This is a genomic window from Halobacillus locisalis, assembly GCF_013694105.1.
GTDB classification, from domain to species: Bacteria; Bacillota; Bacilli; order Bacillales; family Halobacillaceae; genus Halobacillus; species Halobacillus locisalis.
This window is the reverse complement of the sequence record NZ_JACEFG010000001.1, coordinates 452,227-465,147: the sequence shown is the minus strand read 5'-3', so window position 1 is coordinate 465,147 and position 12,921 is coordinate 452,227. Positions and strand designations below refer to the sequence as shown.

At 40.8% G+C, this 12,921-nt stretch carries 18 protein-coding genes; 6 read left to right on the top strand and 12 right to left on the bottom strand.

Annotation, left to right across the window (positions count from 1 at the left end; all coding sequences use genetic code 11):
* Window positions 1-45: 45 nt before the first annotated feature.
* Together H0266_RS02435 and H0266_RS02430 are read right to left on the bottom strand one after the other, a co-directional pair.
* Window positions 46-456, bottom strand: coding sequence for an RDD family protein (locus H0266_RS02435; RefSeq protein WP_181470787.1), 411 nt, complete (start codon window positions 454-456; stop codon window positions 46-48).
* Window positions 457-877: 421 nt separating this feature from the next.
* The gene (locus H0266_RS02430; protein ID WP_181470786.1) at window positions 878-1,180 is read right to left on the bottom strand and encodes a hypothetical protein; all 303 of its coding nucleotides are present in this window, start codon (window positions 1,178-1,180) and stop codon (window positions 878-880) included.
* A gap of 182 nt (window positions 1,181-1,362) precedes the next feature.
* Here H0266_RS02430 and H0266_RS02425 point away from each other — a divergent pair, with 182 nt between their 5' ends.
* Entirely contained in the window at window positions 1,363-1,884 is a 522-nt protein-coding gene (locus tag H0266_RS02425) for a DUF4269 domain-containing protein (protein ID WP_246363599.1), read from the top strand.
* Between the two features lie 62 nt (window positions 1,885-1,946).
* Here H0266_RS02425 and murJ read toward each other — a convergent pair whose 3' ends face one another.
* From murJ to H0266_RS02400, 5 genes are all read right to left on the bottom strand, one after another.
* Entirely contained in the window at window positions 1,947-3,467 is a 1,521-nt protein-coding gene (gene murJ / locus H0266_RS02420; protein WP_246363597.1) for a murein biosynthesis integral membrane protein MurJ, read from the bottom strand.
* Window positions 3,468-3,535: 68 nt separating this feature from the next.
* On the bottom strand, window positions 3,536-4,333 hold the full coding sequence (locus tag H0266_RS02415; protein WP_181470785.1) for an MBL fold metallo-hydrolase: 798 nt from the start codon (window positions 4,331-4,333) through the stop codon (window positions 3,536-3,538).
* A gap of 142 nt (window positions 4,334-4,475) precedes the next feature.
* Window positions 4,476-4,658 carry a hypothetical protein gene (locus tag H0266_RS02410; protein WP_181470784.1) on the bottom strand — a complete coding sequence of 61 codons (183 nt, stop codon included), beginning with the start codon at window positions 4,656-4,658 and terminating at the stop codon, window positions 4,476-4,478.
* A 130-nt stretch (window positions 4,659-4,788) separates the two neighbouring features.
* A complete protein-coding gene (locus H0266_RS02405) occupies window positions 4,789-5,013 on the bottom strand; it encodes a hypothetical protein (RefSeq protein ID WP_181470783.1) in 225 nt (74 codons plus the stop codon).
* A 39-nt stretch (window positions 5,014-5,052) separates the two neighbouring features.
* Complete coding sequence (locus H0266_RS02400) at window positions 5,053-5,217, bottom strand: aspartyl-phosphate phosphatase Spo0E family protein (protein ID WP_181470782.1); 165 nt, start codon at window positions 5,215-5,217, stop codon at window positions 5,053-5,055.
* 266 nt (window positions 5,218-5,483) lie between these two features.
* Between H0266_RS02400 and H0266_RS02395 the strand changes: the two genes are divergently transcribed.
* From H0266_RS02395 to H0266_RS02385, 3 genes are all read left to right on the top strand, one after another.
* Window positions 5,484-6,545, top strand: coding sequence for a DmpA family aminopeptidase (locus tag H0266_RS02395; RefSeq protein WP_181470781.1), 1,062 nt, complete (start codon window positions 5,484-5,486; stop codon window positions 6,543-6,545).
* 163 nt (window positions 6,546-6,708) lie between these two features.
* The gene (locus H0266_RS02390; RefSeq protein ID WP_181470780.1) at window positions 6,709-6,954 is read left to right on the top strand and encodes a hypothetical protein; all 246 of its coding nucleotides are present in this window, start codon (window positions 6,709-6,711) and stop codon (window positions 6,952-6,954) included.
* A complete protein-coding gene (locus H0266_RS02385) occupies window positions 6,929-7,075 on the top strand; it encodes a hypothetical protein (protein ID WP_181470779.1) in 147 nt (48 codons plus the stop codon). Before H0266_RS02390 ends, H0266_RS02385 begins: the two co-directional genes overlap by 26 nt.
* Here the strand turns inward: H0266_RS02385 and H0266_RS02380 are convergent.
* A complete protein-coding gene (locus H0266_RS02380) occupies window positions 7,059-7,832 on the bottom strand; it encodes a class I SAM-dependent methyltransferase (protein ID WP_181470778.1) in 774 nt (257 codons plus the stop codon). The two genes, H0266_RS02385 and H0266_RS02380, sit on opposite strands and share 17 nt — an antisense overlap.
* Window positions 7,833-7,880: 48 nt before the next feature.
* A complete protein-coding gene (locus H0266_RS02375; protein ID WP_181470777.1) occupies window positions 7,881-8,687 on the bottom strand; it encodes an alpha/beta fold hydrolase in 807 nt (268 codons plus the stop codon).
* Window positions 8,688-9,155: 468 nt separating this feature from the next.
* Between H0266_RS02375 and H0266_RS02370 the strand changes: the two genes are divergently transcribed.
* Window positions 9,156-10,304, top strand: coding sequence for an FtsW/RodA/SpoVE family cell cycle protein (locus H0266_RS02370; protein ID WP_181470776.1), 1,149 nt, complete (start codon window positions 9,156-9,158; stop codon window positions 10,302-10,304).
* Window positions 10,305-10,373: 69 nt separating this feature from the next.
* Here H0266_RS02370 and H0266_RS02365 read toward each other — a convergent pair whose 3' ends face one another.
* The gene (locus H0266_RS02365; RefSeq protein ID WP_181470775.1) at window positions 10,374-10,634 is read right to left on the bottom strand and encodes a hypothetical protein; all 261 of its coding nucleotides are present in this window, start codon (window positions 10,632-10,634) and stop codon (window positions 10,374-10,376) included.
* A gap of 131 nt (window positions 10,635-10,765) precedes the next feature.
* On the bottom strand, window positions 10,766-11,614 hold the full coding sequence (locus tag H0266_RS02360) for an alpha/beta fold hydrolase (RefSeq protein ID WP_181470774.1): 849 nt from the start codon (window positions 11,612-11,614) through the stop codon (window positions 10,766-10,768).
* Between the two features lie 130 nt (window positions 11,615-11,744).
* On the opposite strand from H0266_RS02360, the gene H0266_RS02355 reads away from it, so the two are divergent.
* The gene (locus tag H0266_RS02355; RefSeq protein WP_181470773.1) at window positions 11,745-12,383 is read left to right on the top strand and encodes a FusB/FusC family EF-G-binding protein; all 639 of its coding nucleotides are present in this window, start codon (window positions 11,745-11,747) and stop codon (window positions 12,381-12,383) included.
* Here H0266_RS02355 and H0266_RS02350 read toward each other — a convergent pair.
* Complete coding sequence (locus H0266_RS02350) at window positions 12,361-12,858, bottom strand: GNAT family N-acetyltransferase (RefSeq protein ID WP_181470772.1); 498 nt, start codon at window positions 12,856-12,858, stop codon at window positions 12,361-12,363. The two genes, H0266_RS02355 and H0266_RS02350, sit on opposite strands and share 23 nt — an antisense overlap.
* Window positions 12,859-12,921: the final 63 nt, after the last annotated feature.

Here is a 12,921-nt window from a genome sequence, read left to right as displayed (position 1 = left end):
ATGACTCTTTGAAAGAATAAAAGTAAAGAGAACTATTGGTTTAAGTCATATCCTGCGCTCTTTCTTCACATATGTACCCGCTATGAAATCGTGGATGGCTCGTTTATCCTCTCGTAATCCTACCATAAAAGCACTGACGATCAGTCCGATACCAAAAGTGAATGCATAGACAAGTCCACCAACTACCGCTCTCAGCACCATCGTCCATAAGCCGACGTTTTGACCAGATTTACGGACAATCCTTATCTTTAATATTCTCTTCCCAATCGTGTATCCTTTCCAAATGACCGGAATTAAGACCAAATATAACAAATTCAATAAATCTGTAATATTGTACTCTTCATTATTGATTTCACCGTGAACCACATAACCAATAATGGAAAACAGTATTCCAACAATCACACCGTCAAGAAGTGATGCTCCCAGACGATCCCAAAAACCTGCCCGCTCATCCATTTTCCCTCTTCCTTTCTTAACATGCACTCGTAATAAATGTACTTATTGATTTGAGTATCAAAGTAGACCTAACGTCGGCAAGCACGCTCATAAGCTCTTCATTCAGATAATGTTTCTGAAAGTTAATCAATCCGTTGTTTTTCTATGTAATTGTGCAAAAAAGGCGACTTTCTCCAGCTGGAACAGTACATCTTCCCTGTTCGACTGGTTGTTCTTGTAATTTTAACAGCTATACTAACTCTAGAACTCATACAATTATTACAAAATACGCCATTATTCTCAACCTTTTTCCTACCTCCGCCTCGATTTGAACAAACTTTATTAAAAAAAGCCGCCTCTATTATTATAGAGACGACATACCTCAATAAACTGCGATCTAGTCTGATTACGTATCATCATAGTCTATTGTAATATCTCCTTATTATTCTTTGGTGAGTTCACGAAATTGTTTCGCTTGTGACCTGGCGAAGAGAACAATTTTTTTGCGTGTTTCTGGGTCTATTTCCTGTTTGGTTGGATGGTAGATCTTAGCACTGTACTCATCAATGATTTTAATTCTTTCACCACCACGAGTATATAAGATGACATATAAAAAAGGGTCTCTCATTTTATTTTCCATCAAGAAATCTTTTGGAAAATCTGCCGTAATCAGTAAACGATCTTCTACTTGCTTTAAGGATAGCTGACTGAACAGTTTCAAATTCTCTAAATCTCTCAATAACATGAATTTGTCATCCCTTCTTTTCTCTTCACTCGTAGCTGGGCGTATTGTCTAGATTATATACATCTTACCCAATGATTATTAAGATTACACGTGAATTTTTGTATAAATTCTCACGAAAACCCTTTCATTTCAAGGTTCATCCTCTATGTCATGTGGTACCCTATCCGTAGGAGGTGCTAGCATTGATTGATTTGCTTGTAGAAATGAAAACAGGAAACGCGAAACAACAGGCAGCCTACCATGCTATTCATGAGTTACATATACTAGAAGACTTGAAGGGATATGAGCCAACCGTTTGTGGAACGATCCCACTCGGCATCGATACCTACAAATCCGATATTGATATCATCGCAAACGTCCAAGACCTTCACTTCTTCGAACAGAAGATTCATCACTTATATGAGGACAAAAGAGACTTCAGACCTAAACGCAAAGAAAACATCGTGAAAGGCAACTTCATTTTCCACGGGTTTGCGTTTGAAATATACGGTCAGCCCCAACCAACCCTAGAACAGAACGCTTACTTGCACATGATCATTGAATACCGACTATTGCAAAGAAAGCCTGAATGGAAGGCAGAAGTCATCACACTCAAAGAACAAGGATGGTCCACAGAGGCAGCTTTCTGCAAACTCTTAAGAATCGACGGCGATCCTTACCAACAGTTGATCGACTATGGTCGTCAGGCTGGTCTCCTATTTTAAAATTCGAAATTGCCATCATCCATTCTAGAGATTATGGTAGATTTCTATTGAACTTTTCACTTTTATCTAATTCTTAAAGTACCTAACTTATCAGTTAACGCCTTGACTTCCTCGACTTTAAACACGATCAGTAAGAAAGCGTAAAGCAATGCTGCCAATAACACGGTCACGATAAGGGCTAAATTAAGACCTAAAACCGACGTGATACGGCTATAAAACAAAAATGATACAACACCCATGATCGAGGATGCTATGACGATTTTGATTGTCGACTTCATGACGCCTCTTAGACGCAGTTTTCCCACCTTCTGTCTTAAACGAATCAGCAACAGAAACGTGGTGAAGAAGGCAGCTATTGTTGTAGCAAGTGCAATCCCGCCAATACCCAATGATCGGACAAGAATAAAGCTTAATAGAATATTCACGACCATAGCAATAGCTGTATTGATCATCGGTGTCTTTGTATCTTGTTGTGCGTAAAAGGCTTGCGAGAGGACGACACGAAGTCCAATAGCGACCATTCCAAGTGAATAATAGAAGTACGCCGATGTAGTCAGGTTGACCGCATCTTCCCCGAAAGCTCCCCGGTTAAATAACAACTCCACAATCGGCTTTGCAAAAATCATAGCCCCGATCGTTGCTGGTACGACCAGCATGATTACAGATACCATTGACTGATTCAAGGCCTTTTTCATGCCATTCATATCTTGTTTTGTAGCCATTTTGGTAATCATAGGATACATAACGGTTGTAATCGAAACGACGAATACACCATGAATGATGCCATTCAATGACTGAGCATAATTCATGGCCGACACTCCCCCTACCGTTACATCAGAGGCAAGCGTGCGGTCTACCAATCTATTCAATTGCGTTGCGGCTGTTCCGATGATGACAGGAATAGCGATGATCAGCATTTGTTTCATATATTGGTTTCTAAAGTCTAACTGCCATCTATACCTGAAGTGGTGTTTGTAGGCATAAAGCGTTAACATAACTAACTGTACAGCCAAACCGACAACATAGCCAGCGGCAAGTAAGACGGCAAAATCGAACACAAAGCTTATGTAGATCGATAAGATGACGACCAAACTCATCGGAATTCCGATCAGATTCGGAACGGCGAATTGTTTATGATAGTTTAAATAGGCACTGAGTATGCGAATCAATATCGTGAAGTAGATCCCGAATAAACTCCATCTTGTAAACGTGATGGCAAGTTGTAAAATATCTCCTTCAAAACCTTTGGCAAAAACACGGACAAGAGGTTCTGTGAATACCCAACCTAGAACAAGCACAAAGGTGGAAGCGAGGATAAGCACGCTGATTAATTGGTTCGTAAACTGCTTTGCCCGCAGATCCCCTTCTTCCTCTTCAATTCGACTATACATGGGAATATAACCGGTCGATATCCCGGCTGCGATCAGACCGAAGATGACCGTCGGAATCGTAATGGCAATGATATAAGCATCACTGACACCACTTGCACCATAGAAATAAGAAAGCGTGACATCTCTCAAGAAACCGAATACTTTAGATAGGATCGTCAATACCATCAACGTTACAACTGCTTTTTTCATCATTCCCTCTTCACCCTTTTACAAAGAACTAAAAACAGAATTGTTCTTCCCGTATAAAAAAATACATTGCTTCACTGCTCATCAGAAGCTTTCCTGATATTCTCTTCGTGCATTTCTTTTATACCATTATAGAAACGGTACTTAGCCTGACACACCTTTCTAAGCGATTCAGGATTAGTCGCTAATTCCTCTAGGTAGTACTTTGAAAAGGATAGCCGTTCTAGCATTTCCACTACATCTTTCGTCATAGAGCCATGTCCAGGAACATGCATCTTGATTGAATGTTGCTGAAAGATCTTTTCTGCTTTTGAGATGGTTGCCACGTAATCCTGATAACTACTCGAAATAAACGGAAACTCTACGTCCGAAAGGTAATCACCCGATAAGAACAAGCCAAGCGGCTGAACAATAGTGAAAAGACTATCTTTGGTATGACCTGGCGCTTTATAGAAATACAACGTCAATCCACCCAGTTCCAATATTTGACCGTCTGCATCGATTTTAATATCCACTTCTGGAAATACAGGTGTGTAGGAACGATCTAGATAATAGCCTTGATCGAATTCAGCGACTTCCCTTTCTATACCTTCTTTATCTGGGTGATTTGCCAGATCCTCTGTTGCGATAACTGTCGCATCGGGGAAAACTCCACTCCCGATGACGTGATCGAAGTCACTATGGGTGTAAATCACATATAATGGTTCGTTTGTTCGAACTAGTTGAACATGTTCTTTTATTTGTAACACTTCATTTGGAAGCCAATTTGGATCGACGATTACGATCGCTCCGTCCGTTTTTAGAACGGCTGATGTGGTTTGATATAAGAGACTTTGAAACACGGTCAGTTGTTCAGTTCTGTATTGAATCATCACGCTTCTCCTTTTGGTTACTTTTTGTATTTTCTATATGTACGATAATCCATTTCACACAAAAAAACAGTCCAGCAAATCTGGTCACTAATCTAAAAAAGACAGATTCACCGCCATAAAAGCAAGTGGACCTGTCTATTCGTTAAGAAACTTGATTGAATATATGTAGTACTGCGACCATGACTAATAGAGATCCGCCAGAGAGCATATTCACGTGATGTCTCTTGTTCTCCTTTTCCACTTTTCTCCCCCAATACCCTTTGATGAGAAAGAAAGCTCCAATGGAGATGATTAATAGCGTAAGTGGTATAATAATCAAATTCATCCCTTGATTCTCCTTTTGTGTACAATCGTTCTTGGAGAGAAAAACAATCCTCTCCTATTATTTCAGAACTTCACCTTGTACACAAGAATGTCCTTAAAAAAGCAGACCGAGACTAACGGCCTGCTTCACGTTATTTATATAGAAACATCTTCAGGCTTTGTTCTTCTTTAAGACACATTACATAGGGCTTTACTTCGTAAGGAAAATATTCGATTGCATAGGGAGTTTTATCCAACCATTCTAACAAGAAATTCGTATCCTCTTCCTTATCGAGAACCAAATGGTGTTTTTTCCCTTCCGATAAGTAAGAGATTCTTGAAAATCCTTCATCTCTCAACAGAGTGACTAAATTCAAATGTAAAAACTCCTTTTATAAAGTTCCATTCCACGTTCCTTAGGAATCCATTTTTTTATCAATACCATCTAATTTATTTAGGACTACATCCAGTTTCTGAGATATCTTTACGACTTCCTCGTAGTGGGTGAACTTCTCTTGTGCTTCGTACATTTCAGTTCTTAGATCCTCGATTTGCTTTTCTAATTTTTCGTCGACCTTCATTATTGTTTCCCCCTTACACCATGACCCATTCCCTTTTATTATACTAGCAAAACAACTGAGTGACTAAAATTTTGACTCCTTGATCCAAAAAAATCATGAGCCCTGCATATTTTTGGTTTACTGTGTTAAATGAATGAGAAATCCATTATATTGAATCAGCTTTTCTCTGTAGACTTCTATATATTCACATACCAACCATATCCGCCATATTACGTTATTTCATGATACTATTAAAACCAAACAGCTTCGTGAAAGGACGGAAATATATGAATAACCAGAAACGATTGAGAGATTTTGACATTTCAATAGGCGAACTTGAACCGGGTACCAGAAATTCAATTACGGATGTAGATGGGGTCACAGTCGGTCATGTAACTTTAAGTGATGGCGACATACAGACCGGGGTCACGGCGATCCACCCTCATCAAGGGGATACTTTTCAAGAAAAATTAATTGCATCCAGCCATGTTATAAACGGCTTCGGCAAAACCGTTGGGACTGTTCAATTGAAGGAACTTGGTTTATTGGAAACCCCGATCGTGCTTACAAACACGTTGAATGTCGGGACTGCAACTGAGGCTTGCGTTGAATATATGCTGGAGCAAAACCCGGAAATCGGGCGAACAACAGGTACCGTGAATCCTCTAGTAGGAGAATGTAATGACATGTTGTTAAATGATATCAGAGGCCAATTTGTTACAAAAGAACACGTGCATGAAGCACTACGTAATGCCTCAGAGACATTCGAAGAAGGAAGCGTAGGAGCTGGAAGAGGTATGCTTTGTTACTCTTTAAAAGGAGGCATCGGAACCTCTTCGAGAATCGTAGGGCTTGACCATGGTTCTTATACACTCGGAGCGCTCGTATTATCAAACTTCGGAATATTAAGGGATTTGACAATACAAGGACGTCCTATAGGTAAGGAACTGAAAGAAGCACTGCTCGACTCGTGGGAAGAAAAAGACAAGGGCTCTATCATGGTGATCATCGCAACGGATTTACCTGTTTCAGAAAGACAACTGAACCGGATCATTAAGCGATCTGTAACAGGACTGTCACGCACAGGATCCATTATTACTCACGGCAGTGGAGAAATGGTTGTCGGGTTTTCAACTGCCACGACTATTCCGCACCAAAAACCTAAGAGCCCAATCGTTATTCCGACCCTACACGAAGAAGATCTCGATGTTGCCTTTCGAGCTGTCGGAGAAGCAACAGAAGAAGCTGTCCTGAATTCCCTCGTCACAGCAACAGAAGTTACAGGACGCGATGGGCATGAACGTCCAGCTTTCAAGGACTTATTGGACACCTTCTCCATCACTCTCTAACAATGGAGGGGGTATGATAACGAATAGATTTATATATAGGCATTTTGATTATATAAAGACTTCTACCCTCATGTATGTAAATTTTTTTCTCTCATATGGTAAGATAAGAACAAGAATGACTCGTATTGAATTATGGAAAAAGGAGATCATGCGATCAATGAAAATGGTTAAACTAAGGACGTTTCCTGCCAAAGAACATACCCAAATCTCACTAATTTTTCTTATCATCGGATTATGTATGCTCGTTGGCCTTTCTATTAATTTCTTCTTAGAAGGCGCCGTAGATAGCTTGCTGACAATTGCTGTATGCGGGCTTACCTTATATACAGGGATGTATCACATCGTACAAGCGAAGAAGAAACGCAAGCATCTGAGGAGGTTCTATGAAACCAGGGCAAAAGAAGCGTAAAGCACAGGTCAATTACCGAAAACAGATGAACAAGAATTCTATTGCTCGCTCCAGTACCATTGAGGTCCTAATCTTCGCAGCCATTGTTATCGTACTATACTTGATCAGTGCTTACTTTTGACTAAATAAAAACACGTCACTTCCATCTTTTCGAAGAGATGCCTGTCTGCCAAGAGGTGACGTAGTTCTTTTTCAAACCATTCTAGGTCCTCACCGAGACTACCTTGCCGGCAAAACGAAGTAGAATATAAATAGCCGATCAAGGAATCCACTGTCCATTCATAGGTGAAAGTATAGTCGCTTTTCTCTGATAACCTAAATCGGGATTGTTGAATGTAATCTTCATGACGCTTTTTTCCTTTGGGATAAATTCCTGTTCCCGCACGCCTTTTCTGTCCTAAGTATGATTGGATGAGCTTCTTAACGTCCTTTTGCCAACGTTCCTTACCGCTCCATAAACTTCCCCCTGCAAGAATCACCATTCGTCCATCTTCTTCAAGAAGATTGTAACTTTGATCTAGGACCATCTCTCGGTTCATCCAATGAAAAGCATTTCCACTAACAATCATGGAATAGGAAGAAGGGGTGGCCTCATATTCTTCTGCGCTCCTATTAAGGAAAGTACAGTTTTCTCTACCATATTTGTTCTTCTTTTTATCCGCCCACTGAATCATTTCACTATCAGGGTCTACACCTATACACATAGAAAAATATTTACACAAAGGAAAAGTTAATTCCCCTGTACCACAGCCCAAGTCCAGTAAGGTGTCTTGCTTGTTTGCAAACTCGCGAATTTGATAGATTAGTCCATCAGGGTAGCCTGGTCGATAGTTAGCATAATAATAAGCGGTACCCTTGAATAATTCCTGTTCTGACATTTCCTCACCTCCACTTGCTTCTTATGGACTGCTTTTATTAGCTTTCAACTAGGATGTTTCATTTACATAGACCTTTTTTATTTGTTCAGCAACCCGTTCAGGCTGATCAACGGGAAGGTCGTGGGTAGCCTGAGGAATGTCGATGACGTTTATCTTTAAAAACTTTTCCATGCGTTCGATTTCTCTCAGCCTAATCGGATTGATGTTCTCTGGTTTGGTACTTCGCAATAGTAACACCGGTACAAAAAGCTGCTGTAACAACTCTTGCGTAGGTTGATTAGACATTAAGCCTACAAGTTCTTTCGCGGCTTCTACATCTACTTTCAATTCAATTCGGCCATTATTCTCATGCATGGACGAGCGGATCATATCAGCTTCTGGTTGCTTATCGAATTCTTTCCATGAAGAAAAGTGAAAGGTGCGGCAGTGCGTTACTGTGTGGTTGATTTCTTCTTCCAAACTCAAACCAAATGCTTCCCCTCGCAAATAGCCCCCGTCTAATAAAATCACTGAATTTACTTGATCTGGAAATCGAGCAGCAAACTGCAGCGCCACATCACCTCCAATGGAGTGTCCAGCTATGTGAGCGTTATTGATTTCCAGCGATCGAATGACGTCTTCCAACCACTCATTTACCGAATGTTGATTCCACTCAACCAAGTTGTCTGTTCCACCGTGCCCAGGAAGATCGACGGAAATCACAGAAAAATCTGTAGACAGCCGCTCCATAAGACTACGGAAACTGGCACCTGTACTACCGAGTGCATGAAGAAGAATCATCACCGGTTTCGAATCGTTGGTTATGTAGTGAATTTCGACTATTTTCTCATTTATTTGTATTCGTCCACGTTTCATTTGAAAAGCTCCTTCCTTCAAGAGATAAGTCCCTTTTTATTGATCACACCCCTATACATTCAAAATTGTCATGTCACATCCTTAATACCACCTGGATTCCCCTTGTTTAGTTGGACGAACGACCGTTGTCCCTAGAAAGAATGCTCGGACTAATCCCCCCACAATGAATAGAACACCTAAACTGATCACAACACCCATTATTCATCCTCCTCATTTCTTCCATCAAAGTCCATGCCCGCTTTACCAAATGAATAGATGACCAATACAGATGCGATAATGCCAAGGATTGAAAATAAGCCTCCCATGATGTGCCTCCTCCAAATTGTGAAGTTTCTGTTACCAATTATACGAGTTTTTCTTTCAGTAAGTTTCATAATATGGCAAATTCGTGAAGAAACATTTTCTTTTAATCTAAATGTTGGTATGCTAAGAGAGGTACATTGTAGCTAGAGAGGAACGGGTCACATCATGAAATTTGAAGAGAAATTTGACTGGCAACTGTTATTTATCATGTGCTGTTTTATCGCAGTCAGCGTTGTTGCCTTATATAGCGCACAGCAAAGCCCTCAGTATGCTTCGAACTTTGCTATCAAGCAATTGGTTTTCTATGCTCTTGGAGCTGTCATGATCGGATTGATGTTGCTTGTTGATCCTGAAGACTTTAAGAAAATAAGCTGGTATTTATATTTCTTCGGCATTCTGTTGCTCATCGCACTCATAGTTGCCCCATCTTCTATTGCTCCTGTCATCAAAGGACAGAAGAGTTGGTTCAACTTACCAGGTGCATCCTTACAGCCGTCTGAGTTCATGAAGATTTTCACCATTCTCGTACTGGCCAGAATTACTTCTCAGCATCATGAGAAAAATAAAAAATCATTTAAAAGCGACCTCGCTCTTTTGAGTAAACTAGTCGCCGCAACGGCATTGCCTTTAGCTCTCATCATGCAGCAGCCCGACTTAGGTACGAGTCTCGTATTCGTAGCGATTCTCGGGGGAATGATTCTTGTTTCAGGAATTCAATGGAAAATCATTTTGCCGATTTTTATTTTATTAACTACTGTCGGTTCTAGTTTAATCTGGTTAGCCTTGAAAGCCCCCCAAGTTTTAGATGAGTACTTAGGCGTTAAGCAATATCAACTGGCCAGAATTTATTCGTGGCTACAGCCCACAAAATTTGAAGATTCATCCGGTTACCAGCTTGTCAAAGCGATGAGAGCAATCGGTTCCGGTCAACTATACGGAAAGGGATTCGGAGATCGTGAAGTGTACTTACCCGAAAGCCAGACCGATTTCATATTCAGTATCATTGCAGAAGAGTACGGATTCGTCGGTTCTTGCGTTGTACTCGTACTATTTTTCTTCCTGATTTATCGTTTTACAGCGATTGCTTTCAATGCCAATCACGCATTCAGTTCTTATGCGATGGTCGGTATCATTAGTATGATTGCTTTCCACGTATTTCAGAACATAGGTATGTCTATCCAATTGCTGCCGATCACAGGTATACCACTACCCTTCATTAGCTATGGAGGCAGCGCATTGCTCGGAAGTCTTATGGCTCTTGGCTTTGCCTTTTCCGTATCATTCCATCAAAAAACATACATGTTCGGTGATTAGTCACTTAAGTAAGGCATCGTATTCAATCGTACACCAAAAAGATCCTCTTCTAATGGAAGAGGATCTTTTTTAGGTTTGGGGCTGATATTTGGAAAAATAGGCGGCTGAGATAAACAGAACGCCTAATAGAAAGAAACCCAGCCCACCAGCCCAGTCAAAGGCATAGGTCACGAGTGCCACGATTGGCGCAAGATGAAGACAAGCAGGGGTCACCCAGCTCTTCATATCACTGTCCTCCGTAAGCTTCTTTCTTTTTTTATATACAATATATCCTGAGTATCCTACGATTAATATCGTTACCATTGTCATGCTTACCAAGAGCATCTTCATAGCTCCTCTCCCTACAATCAATACTTATCCATCATAGAGAATAAGAGTGCCTTCGTCAAAACCAAGACATACAAGTACGGTTAGAGTCCTACGTTGAATATATCAGAATACTTGTTAATAGACTTTTAGTTCTATTTCTCTTTACGCAATCTCCAATCCCTAACTGTCCGACGGAAGTTTTCTTTCTCTTCAAGGAAAGGATAATGATTGCTTTCTTCAAAGATTATAAGCCTTGCTTTTGGAATCCTATCCTTCATTTCTTCAGAAAATAGTAATGGGCATTGCACATCATGGCGGCCACATGCGATCAAGACATCACAGTCGATGAGAGGGAGTTTACGGGTAAGATCAAAAATATGTAACTCACGGCTGAAGAAATTCAAGCGTTTCGCAGACAATCCCTTTTCAATACCACTAGAAAAATAAGCATCGTGAAGCTCAGGTCGATAGAGGGACAATTGTGTGCGACTTCGCTTTACTTCTTTTCTTTCTTCTTCACTTAAATCTTCACGTTTCAGAAGCTCCAAGTATCGTTGCATTTGTTCGTACTTTGCATGTCCAGTGTGGTAGATGCAGCTTGGTGTATCAGACATGTACTCCCTCGCCCCCCCTCCTACAAGGATCATATCACGAATAAAGGGTGATGCATGAACTCCATACAAAACGCCAAGCATAGCCCCTGTCGAATGGGCGGCAAATGACCATTGACTAAATCCAAGTGCACGTCTGATCGATTCTAAGTCCAGTACTGATTCCAACATACTAAACTGATAAGTCTCATGCGGCTCTTCAGACTCGCCACATCCACGTAAGTTTATCAAGAAGACGCGGTTATATTCCGTAAAGGACTGAGCAAAATAATCTCCGGTTTGATTGAACTCCGAGTACAAATGAGTCACCGCCAGTGGTGGCCCTTCTCCCCTCACAAACATTTCGAAGCTGCCTCGTTCTGTATTTACTATCTGCTGCTCCCAAAGCATACAATCACTCCCATTCGCGCTTTTTAAATGATGAAATCAGTACAAAAGCACTGCCCAGTACTTGATACTTGAACACACCCCCATTGTCTGCAATAATGTGAAAAAGAATCTAAGAACGGAGGTACCTCACATGCAATCATTCATTCGCACCGATCAGTATCATTACATCCAAGAACAAGCGAGAACATTGGTCAACAGCCGTTCTTCAACGAATGACCAAGACGTTACATCCGCTATCAAAGCGATGACCCAAGAGAAGGTTATCGATCTTTTTCATAATCTAACAGAAGACCAAAAACAAATGATCGCCCAAATCGACCAAGTTAAAGATGAAGCAGATGCCCTTTTCTTTTTATCCAGATTGAAACAGTACATCCTGCCCTTCCCATCTATTACAGAAAACGAAATTAAGCAGCTGTTCCCGAAAGCCAAAAAAATCAATGTCCCAAACCTAGAGGACGTTTCCTGGAACCAACTTTCTTATTTAGGATGGAATGACCCAGGCTCCCTTAAGAAGTACATCGTGACACGTCGTAACGGAGACTTGATTGGATTACAAGGCAGCTTCACACCTTCCAGCCAACCAGGCATCTGTACCATTTGCCATGAAACAGAAGATGTCGGGATGTTCGCCATTACGAAAAAAGGAAAGGGACCCGAACAAACCATCACACGTGGGAATTACATTTGCCAAGACAGCGACCAATGCAACCGCAACTTGACGGACGCTTATTCCCTGCACCAATTCATCGATCGTCTACAAGCCTAGTCTTCTCCCCTCTCGTTACCGTAGAGGGGATTTTTCTTTTCATAATATATGTACACTCTTGCTCATCCTCTTCGACGATTTCCAGTCCTGATTTCTTATAAAGGTTTAGAGCTTGCTTATTTGATCGAGCAACCCTCAACCGGTAAGTACGTACCCCTTGTTTTATAAAAAAATCTTCTGCAAAAGCAACCATCTTCCTACCATAGCCTCTCCCGCGAAATTCTGGGACGAGATAAAATAGATTCACATACCCTTCACCCCCCCGTAATTCTGCACCAATCTGTCCTATAACTTTTCTATTTTCAATAATGAATACCTGTCCATTGGTATTGGTTTCGATTCGTCGTCGCATCCTTTGCAAGTATGCTGCAAAGTCGTAGTTTTCTAGTGTCCCTTCACTCACCAGTTGAGCATCTTTCCGAAACTCCAGTAGTTTGTCTTTGTCTTTTTCGAACGAAATCAACCTTATATTCATAAGAATCTCCTTATATAATATTTTTCATAGTCTTTCCTGTATATAATCAAAATACGATTCCTT

Bases quoted from the DNA above. Each gene is read 5' to 3' on its own strand.
- H0266_RS02350 (WP_181470772.1), bottom strand. From the start codon at position 12,858: ATGAATATAAGGTTGATTTCGTTCGAAAAAGACAAAGACAAACTACTG.
- H0266_RS02375 (WP_181470777.1), bottom strand. From the start codon at position 8,687: ATGAAACGTGGACGAATACAAATAAATGAGAAAATAGTCGAAATTCAC.
- H0266_RS02410 (WP_181470784.1), bottom strand. From the start codon at position 4,658: ATGAATTTGATTATTATACCACTTACGCTATTAATCATCTCCATTGGA.
- H0266_RS02365 (WP_181470775.1), bottom strand. From the start codon at position 10,634: ATGAAGATGCTCTTGGTAAGCATGACAATGGTAACGATATTAATCGTA.
- H0266_RS02400 (WP_181470782.1), bottom strand. From the start codon at position 5,217: ATGAAGGTCGACGAAAAATTAGAAAAGCAAATCGAGGATCTAAGAACT.
- H0266_RS02390 (WP_181470780.1), top strand. From the start codon at position 6,709: ATGGTTAAACTAAGGACGTTTCCTGCCAAAGAACATACCCAAATCTCA.
- H0266_RS02385 (WP_181470779.1), top strand. From the start codon at position 6,929: ATGAAACCAGGGCAAAAGAAGCGTAAAGCACAGGTCAATTACCGAAAA.
- H0266_RS02395 (WP_181470781.1), top strand. From the start codon at position 5,484: ATGAATAACCAGAAACGATTGAGAGATTTTGACATTTCAATAGGCGAA.
- H0266_RS02355 (WP_181470773.1), top strand. From the start codon at position 11,745: ATGCAATCATTCATTCGCACCGATCAGTATCATTACATCCAAGAACAA.
- murJ (WP_246363597.1), bottom strand. From the start codon at position 3,467: ATGATGAAAAAAGCAGTTGTAACGTTGATGGTATTGACGATCCTATCT.
- H0266_RS02415 (WP_181470785.1), bottom strand. From the start codon at position 4,333: ATGATTCAATACAGAACTGAACAACTGACCGTGTTTCAAAGTCTCTTA.
- H0266_RS02435 (WP_181470787.1), bottom strand. From the start codon at position 456: ATGGATGAGCGGGCAGGTTTTTGGGATCGTCTGGGAGCATCACTTCTT.
- H0266_RS02360 (WP_181470774.1), bottom strand. From the start codon at position 11,614: ATGCTTTGGGAGCAGCAGATAGTAAATACAGAACGAGGCAGCTTCGAA.
- H0266_RS02380 (WP_181470778.1), bottom strand. From the start codon at position 7,832: ATGTCAGAACAGGAATTATTCAAGGGTACCGCTTATTATTATGCTAAC.
- H0266_RS02370 (WP_181470776.1), top strand. From the start codon at position 9,156: ATGAAATTTGAAGAGAAATTTGACTGGCAACTGTTATTTATCATGTGC.
- H0266_RS02430 (WP_181470786.1), bottom strand. From the start codon at position 1,180: ATGTTATTGAGAGATTTAGAGAATTTGAAACTGTTCAGTCAGCTATCC.